The sequence below is a fragment of the Reyranella sp. genome (assembly GCF_052439685.1).
In the GTDB taxonomy this organism is placed as follows: domain Bacteria; phylum Pseudomonadota; class Alphaproteobacteria; order Reyranellales; family Reyranellaceae; genus Reyranella.
In genome coordinates this window covers 84,276-96,464 of sequence record NZ_JBQVQG010000016.1, presented here as the reverse complement: position 1 = coordinate 96,464, position 12,189 = coordinate 84,276, and the positions used below count along the sequence as shown (strand labels likewise).

Annotated in this window: 13 protein-coding genes; 10 read left to right on the top strand and 3 right to left on the bottom strand. The window is 66.5% G+C overall.

Going from position 1 to position 12,189, the window contains the following annotated elements:
• The first annotated feature begins 189 nt into the window (after positions 1–189).
• From ACT6UX_RS19760 to ACT6UX_RS19735, 6 genes are all read left to right on the top strand, one after another.
• Entirely contained in the window at positions 190–2,037 is a 1,848-nt protein-coding gene (locus tag ACT6UX_RS19760) for a transglycosylase SLT domain-containing protein (RefSeq protein WP_444776859.1), read from the top strand.
• A 2-nt stretch (positions 2,038–2,039) separates the two neighbouring features.
• The gene (locus tag ACT6UX_RS19755; RefSeq protein WP_444776858.1) at positions 2,040–3,203 is read left to right on the top strand and encodes a CaiB/BaiF CoA transferase family protein; all 1,164 of its coding nucleotides are present in this window, start codon (positions 2,040–2,042) and stop codon (positions 3,201–3,203) included.
• Positions 3,200–3,823 (top strand): cysteine dioxygenase, encoded by a 624-nt coding sequence (locus ACT6UX_RS19750; RefSeq protein ID WP_444776857.1) that lies wholly within the window; start codon positions 3,200–3,202, stop codon positions 3,821–3,823. Before ACT6UX_RS19755 ends, ACT6UX_RS19750 begins: the two co-directional genes overlap by 4 nt.
• An 84-nt stretch (positions 3,824–3,907) precedes the next feature.
• The gene (locus ACT6UX_RS19745) at positions 3,908–4,873 is read left to right on the top strand and encodes a Bug family tripartite tricarboxylate transporter substrate binding protein (RefSeq protein WP_444776856.1); all 966 of its coding nucleotides are present in this window, start codon (positions 3,908–3,910) and stop codon (positions 4,871–4,873) included.
• On the top strand, positions 4,873–5,376 hold the full coding sequence (locus tag ACT6UX_RS19740; RefSeq protein WP_444776855.1) for a tripartite tricarboxylate transporter TctB family protein: 504 nt from the start codon (positions 4,873–4,875) through the stop codon (positions 5,374–5,376). The genes ACT6UX_RS19745 and ACT6UX_RS19740 overlap by 1 nt, the downstream gene beginning before the upstream one ends.
• Before the next feature lie 10 nt (positions 5,377–5,386).
• Positions 5,387–6,871 carry a tripartite tricarboxylate transporter permease gene (locus ACT6UX_RS19735; protein ID WP_444776854.1) on the top strand — a complete coding sequence of 495 codons (1,485 nt, stop codon included), beginning with the start codon at positions 5,387–5,389 and terminating at the stop codon, positions 6,869–6,871.
• Between the two features lie 90 nt (positions 6,872–6,961).
• Here the strand turns inward: ACT6UX_RS19735 and ACT6UX_RS19730 are convergent, their stop codons facing one another.
• Positions 6,962–7,435, bottom strand: coding sequence for a cupin domain-containing protein (locus ACT6UX_RS19730; RefSeq protein ID WP_444776853.1), 474 nt, complete (start codon positions 7,433–7,435; stop codon positions 6,962–6,964).
• Positions 7,436–7,661: 226 nt separating this feature from the next.
• Here ACT6UX_RS19730 and moaB point away from each other — a divergent pair, with 226 nt between their 5' ends.
• Together moaB and ACT6UX_RS19720 are read left to right on the top strand one after the other, a co-directional pair.
• Positions 7,662–8,210: a molybdenum cofactor biosynthesis protein B gene (gene moaB, locus ACT6UX_RS19725; RefSeq protein WP_444776852.1), complete on the top strand. Its 549-nt coding sequence runs from the start codon at positions 7,662–7,664 to the stop codon at positions 8,208–8,210.
• Positions 8,203–9,189, top strand: coding sequence for a phosphotransferase (locus ACT6UX_RS19720; RefSeq protein WP_444776851.1), 987 nt, complete (start codon positions 8,203–8,205; stop codon positions 9,187–9,189). The genes moaB and ACT6UX_RS19720 overlap by 8 nt, the downstream gene beginning before the upstream one ends.
• Here the strand turns inward: ACT6UX_RS19720 and ACT6UX_RS19715 are convergent.
• Positions 9,184–9,594, bottom strand: coding sequence for a hypothetical protein (locus ACT6UX_RS19715; protein ID WP_444776850.1), 411 nt, complete (start codon positions 9,592–9,594; stop codon positions 9,184–9,186). The genes ACT6UX_RS19720 and ACT6UX_RS19715 overlap by 6 nt on opposite strands.
• A gap of 91 nt (positions 9,595–9,685) precedes the next feature.
• Entirely contained in the window at positions 9,686–10,153 is a 468-nt protein-coding gene (locus tag ACT6UX_RS19710) for a GNAT family N-acetyltransferase (RefSeq protein WP_444776849.1), read from the bottom strand.
• Positions 10,154–10,244: 91 nt separating this feature from the next.
• On the opposite strand from ACT6UX_RS19710, the gene ACT6UX_RS19705 reads away from it, so the two are divergent.
• Both ACT6UX_RS19705 and ACT6UX_RS19700 read left to right on the top strand, forming a co-directional pair.
• Positions 10,245–11,378: a PA0069 family radical SAM protein gene (locus tag ACT6UX_RS19705; protein WP_444776848.1), complete on the top strand. Its 1,134-nt coding sequence runs from the start codon at positions 10,245–10,247 to the stop codon at positions 11,376–11,378.
• Positions 11,379–11,390: 12 nt separating this feature from the next.
• Positions 11,391–12,020 carry a glutathione S-transferase family protein gene (locus ACT6UX_RS19700; protein ID WP_444776847.1) on the top strand — a complete coding sequence of 210 codons (630 nt, stop codon included), beginning with the start codon at positions 11,391–11,393 and terminating at the stop codon, positions 12,018–12,020.
• The last annotated feature ends 169 nt before the right edge of the window (positions 12,021–12,189 follow it).

The window sequence follows — 12,189 nt, the reverse complement described above, 5'->3', positions numbered from 1 at the left end:
ATCTTGTCGAGGGTGGCGTAGGTCACGCCCGTCTTCTCGAGGGTGCGGGCTTCGTCGATCAGGCGCCGCACGGCCGCGGCACGCTCTTGATGCAGGTTCATTCCGGTCCTCCGTTCCGGGCAGTATAGCCGCACCGGCTCCCGTCGCCGCACCCTTGTCGTATGGGCCGGAGTCAAACTACGGTGGGCCATGCGAACGACCGTTTCCGCCCTTCTGATCGGGGCGGCCGCCCTGATGGCGGCCTCCGCCTCGGCCCAGACCGCCAAGAAGCCTGTCCAGACCCAGGCGACCAAGCCCGTGACGACCAAGGCTGCCGCCGCGAGGCCGGCGGCACGGCCTTCCGCGCGGCCCTCACCGCGTGCCGCAGTCTATGTGCCGCCGCCGCCCGTCCTCGAACTCGACGAAGCTGCGGTCGTTGCCGATCTGCCGACCGTTCTGGACAACGAAACGCGCGACCGCTACCGGCGCATCTTCCAGGCGCAGCAGGCAGGGGCGTGGGCCCAGGCCGACGACGAGATCCGGCAGCTCCACGACAAGACCCTGATGGGATATGTCGGCGCCCAGCGCCTGCTCAGCCCGAATTATCCCGCCCGCTACGAGCAGCTGGCCGCCTGGCTGCAGGACTACAACGACAATCCCGACGCGCCCGCGATCTACCGGCTGGCGCTGGCCCGTCGTCCGGCGGGCGCCGAGCTGACGCCCGCCACCTTCATCGGCACCACGCCGGGCTCGCCCAGCTTCGCGGCGGCGCGCACCGTCAACGGCGCCGATGGCGGGCGCGCGGCCGAACTGCGCGGGCGCCTGCAGAGCATGGCCGACGATGGCGGCTTCAACGCCGCGTTCGTCCTGCTCGATCGCAAGTCGTCGACCGAGATTCTCGGACCCCAGGAAGTCGAGCTGTGGCGTGGCCGTCTGCGGACGCGCCAGCTCGAAGCCGATCCGCAGCGCGGCGTGCAGGTTCCGGTCGAGGCCAGCATGCCGCCCGACGCCAACTGGACGGCCGCCATGACCGCCTTTACGCGCGGCGACATGGCTGAAGCGGCCCGCCGCTTCGAGCTGGTGGCCGATGCCTCGCCGGATCGGGCCTCGTCCTGGACCTTGTCGGCCGGATCGTTCTGGGCCGCCCGCGCCAACCTGCTGGCCGGCAATCCGCAAAAATACGCACCCTATCTCAAGCGCGCGGCGCTGCACGGCGGCACCTTCTACGGGCTGATCGCCCAGAAGGCGTTGGGCATGCAGGTCCAGCCCGACTTCGAGGTGCCGCCGCTCGACCGGCGCCGTGCCGACCTGTTGCGCAACGACCGCGCGGCGCGGCGGGCGCTGGCGCTGCTGCAACTCGGCGCCACGACGGCCGCCGAGCGCGAGCTGTTCGCCGCGTCGATCGACAACGATCCTCGTTATGTCGAGGCCGTTATGGCGCTGGCGCTGAAGGCGCAGCTGCCGGCCCTCGCGGTGAAGGTCGGCAATGCCAACTGGGACCAGCGCCACAACATCAAGGGTTATGACGGCGGCATGTATCCGGTCCCGCCGTGGCAACCGTCCAGCGGAGCGATCGTCGACCGCGCGCTGGTCTATGCCTTCATGCGCCAGGAATCGGCCTTCAACCCCAAGGCGCGTTCCGTGGTCGGCGCCATGGGCCTGATGCAGCTCATGCCATCGACGGCCCGCGCCGTGTCGGCGCGCTATGCGCCGGAGACGGCGGGCGCCAACCCGTGGGATCCGTCGGTCAACATGTCGCTCGGCGAGGCCTATATCTCGATGCTGCTGAACGAGACCGACGGCAATCTCGTGCGCACGACCGCCGGCTACAATGGCGGGCCGGGCAACGTGATGCGCTGGGACAATTCGCTGAATGCGTCGCAGGATCCGTTGCTCTACATCCAGTCGATCCCGCTCCACGAGACGCGCGACTTCGTGCAGCGTGTGCTGACCAACTACTGGATTTATCAGGCGCGGCTGGGGCAGCCGACGCCGTCGCTCGACCAGATCGCCTCGCACGACTGGCCCCGTTACACCCCGCAGGATGGAACCCGCTGAGCATGTTGCCGCTTTCAGGCGTACGCGTCGTCGAATTCTGCCAGGTCCTGGCTGGTCCCTATTGCGGCATGCTGCTGGCCGATCTCGGCGCCGAGGTGATCAAGGTCGAGCCGCCGGAAGGCGACATGATGCGGCAGTGGCCGCCGATCACAGAAGGCTCCGAGGGGGGCTACAGTGAGAACTTCGCCTCGATCAACCGTAACAAGCGGTCGGTCGTGCTCGATCTCAAGGACCCGGCGCAGAAGCAGGCGGCGCGCCAGCTCATCCTGTCGGCCGACGTCGTGCTGGAGAACAACCGGCCGGGCGTGATGGATCGGCTCGGCCTCGGCTACGAATCCTTCCGCGCCGAGAAGCCCGGCCTCGTCTATTGCTCGATCTCGGCCTTCGGCCAGAGCGGTCCGCGGTCGAGCGAGGGCGGCTTCGACGTCACCGTGCAGGCGATGAGCGGCATCATGAGCGTGACCGGTGAACCCGATGGCGCGCCGGTGAAGTGCGGCGTGCCGGTCTCCGACGTCGGCACCGGCCTCTATGCCGCGCTGACCGTTGTCTCGATCCTGCGACGGGTCGCGGGCGGCGGCCTGGGCGCGCATGTCGACGCTTCGATGCTGGGCTGCAGCCTCGGCATGGCCGCGCTGCAGACCAGCGAGTTCTTCGGCACCGGGAACGATCCGAAGAAGCTGGGCTCGGCCCATCCGCGCAATGCGCCCTACCAGGCCTTCAAGGCGGCAGATGGACATTTCGTGATCGCTGCCGGCAACAACAAATTGTGGGAAGCCGTGACCAAGGTCGTCGGTCGTCCCGACCTGCTCGCCGATCCTCGCTTCACGACGACCCAGTTGCGCGCCGCCAACCAGGTGGCGCTCAAGGACCTGCTCGAAGTCGAGTTCGCCGGGCAGGGCGTCGATCACTGGCTGACAGCGTTCGAGAAGGCCGGCGTGCCGCAGGGACGCATCAACACCTACAGCCAGATTCTCGCCGACCCGCAGGTTCAGCACATGGGCTGGGTCGAGGCGATGGAGCTTCCGTCGGGTGTGAAGACGAAAACCTTCGGCAGCCCGGTCCGGATTTCCACCACCGACATTTCGAAGCGGCGCGATCCGCCGGCACTCGGCGCCGACACCGAGACGATCTTCGGAACCACTTTCAAGGGAAAGGCCGCGCAATGAGCATCGATCGCCTGCGTCGCTTCATCGGCGACATGACATCTCTGACCGGCGGCGCCTGGCAGGACAAGGACGAGAACGCGATCGTCGACGTGGGCGCGAAGCTTCTGGGCGAGCTTGTGAAGCACGATGACTGGCTGCCCGAGCAAGCGGCCAAGGTGCCAGCACATGGCTATGCGCAGAACCTGCTGTGGTGCGATCCGTTCGAGCGCTTCTGCGTCGTGAGTTTCGTGTGGGCGCCGAAGGCCAACACGCCGGTGCACGATCACGAGATGTGGGGTCTGGTCGGCATGCTGCGTGGCTCGGAAACCTCGCTCGCCTTCACACGCGACGCCGAGACCGGCGTGCTGGTGCCGGGCGGGCTCACCAAGCTCGAGCCGGGCGACGTCGAGGTGCTGGTGCCGGCGCCACGCAACCCGAAGGGCGACATCCACCAGGTCACCAACGCGCTCGACGATCGCGGCTCGATCAGCATCCATGTCTATGGCGGCAATATCGGCGCGGTGCGTCGTCACACGTTCGACGTGAAGACGGGACAGCCCAACCTCTTCGTGTCGGGCTACACCAATCGCGAGCAGCCCAACATCTGGGACCGTTCGGCCGAGGTGCGCGCGGCCTCCTGAGTTCGCGTACCGGCACGTCTCACTTGACCTGAAGCGGGCCCGGCAAGCACTGTCCTCCCCTACAAAAAACGGGAGGCAAACAGGATGCATCGTAGAACCGTGTTGAAGGGCGGCACGGCCCTTGCGGCCATGACCGTGGCCGCTCCGGCGATCGGCCAGTCGAGCAAATGGCCGGCGCGAGAGATTTCGCTGATCAATCCCAATGCGCCGGGCGCCTCGACAGACCTCACGGCGCGCATCATCGCGCAGGCGCTCGAGAAGCGGCTGAACGCGACCGTCATCGTGAAGAACGTGGTGGGCGGCGCCGGCGCGCTCGGCCCGACAACGCTCGCCCAGTCGGCGCCCGATGGCCATACGATCGGTCTGGTGGCGATCTCGAGCCACGTCGCGATCCCCAACATGATGAAGGTTGCGTACGAGCCGTGGACGGCGTTCGACATCATCGGCCAGGTCGCGGCGCTGCGTTATGGCGTCGGCGCGCGCGCCGACGGTCCGATCAAGTCGATCGAGGACCTGGTCAACCAGGGCAAGCAGAAGCAGCTCACCTACAGCTCCAACAACGTCACCAACGTCGTGGCGATGTTCCAGCTCGCCAAGCTGACCGGCGCCAAGTTCCGCTGGGTCGTGTTCCCGGGCGGCGTCGAATCGGTGACGGCGGCGATCGGCGGCCATGTCGATGCGGTCATCCAGACGGTCGCCGAAATGCGGCCGCAGATCGAGGCCGGCAAGCTGCGCTTCCTCGCCTCGGCGGCCGAGGCACGCTGGCCCGACTATCCCGACGTGAAGACGCTGCGCGAGCTGGGCTACGACGCGGTCAGCAACGGGCCGTTCGGCTACGCCTTCCCCAAGGGCGTCGATCCGGCCATCCAGGAGCGCATGGGCAAGGCGCTGGCCGACGTCATGAAGGACGAGTCCGTGACCAGCCAGATCGCCAAGCTCGGCATCCAGCCGGTCTATCGCGATGGCAAGGCGTACGGCGCGCTCCTGAAGAAGATCGAGACGGAACTCGTGCCGATCCTCAAGGAAACCGGCATGGCCAAGAAGGCGTGATGAGGCTCCTTGGCGCCCGATTGAGCGGTACGCGGATCGCCACGCTCGGCCTGCTGGCCGCGGCGCTGGTTGGCCTGTGGAAAGCGCTGGAGCTGGACAGCTGGGGCTTTGACGGCCCCGGTCCCGGCTTCTTCCCGCAGCTCATGGCCGGCATCTGCGTGGTCCTCGCCCTCGTCGTCCTGGCCTTTCCGGGCCAGGCCGGCGAGACCGAGGGCGGCGACACCGACGACGTCGAGGCGACCAGGGAGTCGAACCGCACCTTCGCGATCTACATCGCCACCTTCGCGGTGTTCGCGCTGGGCGCGACGTATGCCGGCTTCGTCGTCACGACCGTGGCGGTGACCGTCGTCATCATGCGCTTCGCCGAACGCCGCTCGTGGCTGTCCTCGATCGTCTATGGCATCGCCTGCGCCGCCGTCGGCCTGGTCTGCTTCGGCTGGCTGCTGCGCGTTGATCTGCCGGAAGGCCCGATCGAGCGCGCCTTCTACACCTACGTTCGCTGAGGCCCGGCCCATGGAAGCGCTGCTGGGTGGCTTCGCCACCACGCTGACCCTCGACAACCTGTTCTACTGCTTCGTCGGCGCGTTCCTCGGTACCGTCGTCGGCATCCTGCCGGGGCTGGGCCCGCTCACCACCATCGCCATCCTGCTGCCGATCACGTTCAAGATGGACGTGACCTCGGCCATCATCATGCTGTCGGGCATCTATTACGGCGTGGCCTATGGCGGCACCGTGACGTCGGTGCTGATGCGCATCCCGGGCGAGGCTTCGTCGGTCGTGACCTGTCTCGACGGCTACGAGATGGCGCGCAAGGGCCGCGCCGGCGCGGCGCTGGGTATCGCCGGACTGGGCTCGTTCTTCGCGGGCACCGTTGGCGTCATCGGCATCTCCTTCCTGTCGCCGCCGCTCGCCGAGCTGGTCATCAAGTTCGGTCCGGCGGAATACGCGATGCTGATGCTCGCCGGCCTTACCATGGTCACCTACATGTCGAGCGGCTCGCTGCCGCGGGCGCTGCTGATGGCGGCCTTCGGCCTGCTGCTCGGCACGATCGGCAGCGATCCCCTCAACATGACGCCGCGTCTCACCTTCGGCATCCTGGCGCTGGGCGACGGCGTCAATCTCGTGCCGCTGGCGATCGGCCTGTTCGGCCTGTCCGAAGTGCTGTTCATGGCCCGCCAGAAACCCGACGACATGAAGGTCCTGCCGCCGCCCTCGCACCTGTTGGGCTTCATGCCCTCGCGCGAGGAGGCGAGACGGTCGGTCGGTCCCGTCGTGCGCGGCACCTTCATGGGCTTCCTGGTCGGGCTGCTGCCCGGCGGCGGCGCGGTGCTCGCCTCGTTCCTGTCCTACGGCATCGAGCGCAAGCTCTCGAAGCACCCCGAGGAATTCGGCAAAGGCGCCGTCGAGGGTTTGGCCGGCCCCGAATCGGCCAACAATGCCGGCACCGCCGGCGCCTTCGTACCGCTGCTCTGCATGGGCATTCCCGCCAATGCGGTGACGGCGCTGCTGCTGGGTGCCTTCATCATCCACGGCGTCACGCCGGGCCCGACCATCCTCGAGCGCCAGCCGGAGATTTTCTGGGGCGTCGTGGCCAGCATGTATATCGGCAACGTCATGCTGCTGATCCTGAACCTGCCGCTGATCGGTCTGTTCGTGCGCATCCTCGACATCCCGCGCGCCTATCTCACGCCCATGATCCTCGCGGTCTGCCTGATCGGCGTCTATTCGTCGAACGGCAATCCCGCCGACGTGGTAATCGCGGTCGTCTTCGGCTTCGTGGGCTACGGCCTGCGCCGCCACGGCTTCGATCTCGGCATCGTCATCCTGGCCTACGTGCTGGGCCCGATCTTCGAGCGCTCGGTGCGCCAGTCGCTGGCGATCTCCGACGGCGACCCGACGATCTTCTTCCACAGCACCCTGTCGACCGGCTTCGCGATCGTCGCGGTTGTGCTTCTGCTGGCGGGACTGTGGCCGAAAAAGAAGAAGGCGGCCGGGTAGGGCCGCCTTCGGGAAGAGTTCATATCCATTCTGCACGGCGCGGGCTCTCGCGCTTGATTACAAGTGCTGCCGCCCGCGCATCCTCACAAGCTAGTGCTTGTGAGGATGAGGATGCGTCGGATCCACCCAGTAGACTTCCTCGACCTTCTCGGCCGGGGTGATGTCGATGTTGACCGCGACCGCCTCGTTGTCGGAACGCACGAGCACGCATTCCAGCGGCTCGGTGTCCGAGGCGTTGATCTCCTGGTGCGGCACGTAGGGCGGCACGTAGATGAAGTCGCCGGGACCGGCTTCGGCCACGAACTGGAGCTGGTCGCCCCAGCGCATGCGGGCGCGGCCCTTCACGACGTAGATCACGCTTTCCAGATGCCCGTGATGATGGGCGCCGGTCTTGGCGTGCGCGTGGATGGTCACCGTGCCGGCCCACAGCTTCTGGGCGCCGACGCGGGCGAAATTGATCGCCGCGGCCCGGTTCATGCCTGGGGTCTGGGCGGTGTTGGTGTCGAGCGATCCGGCGGGAATCACCCGCACGCCGTCATGCTTCCAGTCGGTGGGATCGGTCATGATGTCTCCGAGCGTTGAGAGTCGGCTTCCCTGCGTGTGTCGGAAGCAATGAAAGGATTGTGCTGGTGTTTTCCAGAGGGGAGATCACTAAATCCCGAGGGTGGAGAGTCAATGGAAAGTCCTGATGGCTTTCCGGTCTCGAAAGGAAAAATCCTTCGGCGGCCTTCTCCAGCAGCGCCTCCCGGGCGAACATCGAAGTTGCCGACTCCCGAGGTATAGTGAGCCCATGAACCGCATCGACGAAACCAAGCCATTCAAGCCGGTGAACATTGCCGTTCTCACGGTTTCCGACACGCGCACGCTCGAGACCGACAAGTCGGGCGACACGCTGGTCGAGCGCATCGCGCGCGACGGCCATGTCCTGGCCGACCGCGCCATCGTCACCGACGACATCGCGCTGATCCGCGCGCAGGTGCAGAAGTGGATCGACGATCCGCGCATCGAGGTCGTGATCTCGACCGGCGGTACCGGTGTCACCGGCCGCGACGTCACGCCCGAGGCGCTGGAGGCGCTGTTCGAAAAGAAGATCGACGGGTTCGGCGAGACCTTCCGCTGGATCAGTTTCCAGAAGATCGGCACCTCGACCATGCAGAGCCGCGCCACGGCAGGCGTTGCCAATGCGACCTACATCTTCGCGCTGCCGGGCTCGACCGGCGCCTGCAAGGACGGCTGGGACGACATCCTGCGCCAGCAGCTCGACATCCGCTTCCGCCCCTGCAACTTCGCCGAACTGATGCCGCGCCTCAACGAAGGCAAGCTGCCACGCAGTGGCTGACCTCCCCGCCGCCATCCGCGAGGGCGAGGCGCTGCCGGCGACGGGCACGGCGCACGGCCATGTGCGATTGAAGGACGGACGGCTGGCGCGCATCGCCTATGCCTACGAGGACGATCCGACGGCGGCGGCGCGATTGCACCTGCAGGCCGAAGCTTTCCGGCATCTCGCGCCCGCAGGGCGCACGCCGCGATTACATGAAATCGTCGAGCCGGGGCCTGGTCTGGCCGGTGGGGCGCTGATCGTCGATTTCGTCGACGGACGGGCGCCGCATCTTCCGGACGAATTGGGGGGCATGGCCGAGACGCTGGCGCGACTTCATTCGCTCCCGTTGCCCGGGATGGGATCGCCGATTCCGCGCCAGGACAATCCGGTCCGCACCACGCTCGACGTCGTGGAGGAGGGCGCCCGACGTTTCCTCGGCAAGGCCGTCGCGGACACCGGCGCTCGTGCCGAGATCGTCGAAGAACTCGAACTCATGCGCGGGATGGCGAAGAAGGTGGCGAATCGGCCGCAACCGCTGTCGATCGCGCTGGCCGACACGCATCCCGGCAACTTCATCGTCGATCGCGACGGGATCGCCTGGTTCGTCGACCTTGAGAAAGTGCATGTCGGCTCGCCGGCGATCGACCTTGCGCACGCGACGCTGCCGACGTCGACCGTCTGGCATCCCGATGTCGGCAAGGTTCTCTCCCTCGCCGAGGTCGCGCACTTCTACGAAACCTATCTCGCGCGGATCGGCGAGAGTCGTGCCGCCGAACTGCGCCCCTGGCTGCAGCCGATGCGCCGCCTCACCTGGCTGCGCACGACGATGTTCATGGCGCGCTGGAAAGTTCAGACGGAAGCGCCGCGCGATCCGTCCGATCCGTCGCAATGGAGCGACGCCGGTCTGGAGCCTGCCATGAAGGGCCATCTGCAGACCCGCATCGACCAGTGCTTCGACGGCGACTTCATCCGCGCCCTTCGCGCCGAGTGGCTATGACCGCCTCGGAGGGGTGATGGTTCCCGCCTCGAACACGGCGCCACTTTCGTCCTCGGCGAGTATTTCGATGAAAACCAGCCAACCGCGATGCTCTTCCAGCCAGGCCTCGGCCTCGCCGAAGAGGCTGCTGAAGACGTCGCTCTCCGCCTGATATGCCCTGGCGACTCGGACAACATAATGGCGAGGCTCTTCTCCCGAGTCCTCTCTCTCCGGGTATAGATAGAGGTAGCCCCGGCGCCGTCCATCGCCGGCCACGGCTATGAAGATCGCCGAATTATCGGCCGACGAGGCCTCTTCAGCGGTGAGAAGGGCTTGCGAGGCGAGCCGCTCATCGCCCGGCGGCGAGAGCCTGGCGATGAAATCGATGTCATCGTGACTCGCAGTCCTGACCTCAATATCTACCATCTGCTGTCTCCCAAAAAGATAGGCGTCAGCACTCATAATAGATTGTATTCAATGATATGGGTGCAACCCAGAGTGTAAATGTGCCGAGTGGCTATAGCGGCTTCACCATGCGCAGGGTCTCGGTCTGGAAGCCGCGGCGCTCGTAGAACTCCACGGCGTGGCGATTGTCGGCGAACACGTCGAGGCAGAGGAAGCGGTAGCCCTGCGCACGGGCCCAGGTCTCGGCCGCCTGCATCAAACGATGGGCGATGCCTTGACCCTCGGCCTCCTCGGTGAGTGCCAGCAGCGAAACGTAACCGCAGGGCTCGTCGGTCACCCCGTCCTTGAATGGGCGCATGTGGATGTAGCCGAGGCGCTCTCCGTCGGCCGAGCAGGCGACGAGCGTTTGTGCCGCCGGGTCAACGGTGGCGAAGGTCGCTTCCATGTAGCGGTCCTGGAAGCCTTCCATGGCGGCGAGGTCGTGCCAGGCGGGACCGGGCACGCCCGACAGGCGCGGCGACAGGCTGTGCAGGAAGTCTGTGTCTTCGGGGCGGGCGGGGCGTAACTCGATGGCGGTCATGGTCCCTCTCTAGGGGTGGTCCTATCCCGAGACAATGAACCCCCAGAGACAGTGGCTTGACTCGTTCTCTTTTTGTTCTAAGACTCGCCGCATGAAAGAGCCCGCCCCGCCGCTCTATCCGGACGACCAGATCGCCGAGCCGCAGCACAACGGGCGGGGCGCGCTCAGCAACGCGACCAGCCGCTACGACGACGAGAAGCGCATCCGTACCAACGACGGCTGGGACATCGAGGACGAGCTGCCGCCGTTGCGCACGACGCTGACGAAGGATGCCACCCGCACCATCATCGCGCGCAACAGCTCGCCCGACATTCCGTTCGATCGGTCGATCAATCCCTATCGCGGCTGCGAGCATGGCTGCATCTACTGCTTCGCGCGACCGACCCATGCCTATCTCGGCCTGTCGCCCGGCCTCGATTTCGAGACCAGGATCCTGTTCAAGCCCGAGGCGGCGGCGCTGCTGACGGCCGAGCTCGCCTCGCCGAAATATCGCTGCGACGTGGTGGCGATGGGCACCAACACCGATCCCTACCAGCCGGTCGAGCGCGACCTCAAGATCACGCGGCAGATCCTGCGCGTGCTCAGCGACTTCAACAATCCGGTCGGCATCGTCACCAAGAACCACCTGATCACGCGCGACATCGACATTCTGGGCGACATGGCCAAACGCAACCTGGCCGAAGTGTTCCTGTCGGTGACCACGCTCGATCGCGACCTCGCGCGCACGATGGAGCCGCGCGCCTCGGCGCCGCATCGACGGCTGGACGCGATCCGCGAACTCGCAGCGGCCGGCATCCCGGTGGGCGTGATGACGGCACCGATGATCCCCGGCCTCAACGATCACGAGATGGAAGCGATCCTCGATGCTGCGGCGGCGGCCGGCGCCACACGCGCGGGCTACACGGCCCTGCGCCTGCCGCTCGAGATCAAGGAGCTGTTCGAGGAATGGCTGCGCGCCAACCGGCCCGACCGCGCCGACCGCGTCCTGTCGCTGATCCGCCAGATCCGCGGTGGCGAACTCTATAAGGCCGAGTTCGGCACGCGCATGAAGGGCGAGGGCCCGATCGCGCAGCTCTTGAGCAAGCGCTTCGCTGCGGCGGTAAAGCGCCTCGATCTCAACCGCGTGCGCTACCGCCTCGACACGATGCGCTTCGCCGTCCCCGCCGCCGCCCGCACCGCCCTGGTCGATGCCAGGCGCGACGCAAGGCAGATGAGATTGTTTTAGAGGAGTGAAGTCATGGCCGACGAACTGATCCTGTTTACCCATCCGCAGTCGCGTGGCGCGATGATCCACTGGATGCTGGAGGAGATCGGCTGCCCCTACCGGCTCGAAGTGAAGCAGTTCGGGCCCGACATGAAGTCGCCCGAGTATCTCGCCATCAACCCGATGGGCAAGGTGCCGGCGCTGCGCCACGGCAACACGGTCGTCACGGAGAGTGGCGCCATCCTCTGCTACCTCGCCGACCTCTTCCCCGAGGCGAAGCTCGCGCCGCCGCCGGCCGAACGCGGCGCCTACTATCGCTGGCTGTTCTTCACCGCCGGTTGCGGCGAGCCGGCCTTGGCCAACCACGCCGCCGGCTGGAGTCCCGACACCAAGCTGCAGGTGATGTTCGGCTATGGCTCCTATGAACGCACCCTGGAGACCGTGGCCCAGGCGGTTGCGGAGCGGCCCACCATCGCCGCCGACCATTTCACCGCGGCCGACCTCTACATGGCGTCGTTCCTGCACTGGGGCATGATGTTCGGCGGCATCGAGAAGCGGCCGGTGTTTGAGGATTATGCCGAGCGCCATGTCGGACGACCGGCAGCCCTGCGCGCGCAGGAACAGGGGGCCAAGATCATGGCCTCTTTGGCCCCGTCGAGCTGACGGGGCGGCGCGACGCACGGAGATGAAGCTTTTCCAGGCGAGAAGCGTTCAGGCGCCGAGTTAGCAAGCGGCCTCAACGGAGCGCGGAACACCAATTGGGGGAATGTGTTTGGGGGGGCCAGAGGTTGTGGGGCACAGGGGGTGGGGGCGGCCAAGATTGAGGGCGGGA

Coding starts and splice junctions, on each gene's coding strand:
- ACT6UX_RS19760 (WP_444776859.1), top strand. CDS start 190: ATGCGAACGACCGTTTCCGCCCTTCTGATCGGGGCGGCCGCCCTGATG.
- ACT6UX_RS19755 (WP_444776858.1), top strand. CDS start 2,040: ATGTTGCCGCTTTCAGGCGTACGCGTCGTCGAATTCTGCCAGGTCCTG.
- ACT6UX_RS19750 (WP_444776857.1), top strand. CDS start 3,200: ATGAGCATCGATCGCCTGCGTCGCTTCATCGGCGACATGACATCTCTG.
- ACT6UX_RS19745 (WP_444776856.1), top strand. CDS start 3,908: ATGCATCGTAGAACCGTGTTGAAGGGCGGCACGGCCCTTGCGGCCATG.
- ACT6UX_RS19740 (WP_444776855.1), top strand. CDS start 4,873: ATGAGGCTCCTTGGCGCCCGATTGAGCGGTACGCGGATCGCCACGCTC.
- ACT6UX_RS19735 (WP_444776854.1), top strand. CDS start 5,387: ATGGAAGCGCTGCTGGGTGGCTTCGCCACCACGCTGACCCTCGACAAC.
- ACT6UX_RS19730 (WP_444776853.1), bottom strand. CDS start 7,435: ATGACCGATCCCACCGACTGGAAGCATGACGGCGTGCGGGTGATTCCC.
- moaB (WP_444776852.1), top strand. CDS start 7,662: ATGAACCGCATCGACGAAACCAAGCCATTCAAGCCGGTGAACATTGCC.
- ACT6UX_RS19715 (WP_444776850.1), bottom strand. CDS start 9,594: ATGGTAGATATTGAGGTCAGGACTGCGAGTCACGATGACATCGATTTC.
- ACT6UX_RS19710 (WP_444776849.1), bottom strand. CDS start 10,153: ATGACCGCCATCGAGTTACGCCCCGCCCGCCCCGAAGACACAGACTTC.
- ACT6UX_RS19705 (WP_444776848.1), top strand. CDS start 10,245: ATGAAAGAGCCCGCCCCGCCGCTCTATCCGGACGACCAGATCGCCGAG.
- ACT6UX_RS19700 (WP_444776847.1), top strand. CDS start 11,391: ATGGCCGACGAACTGATCCTGTTTACCCATCCGCAGTCGCGTGGCGCG.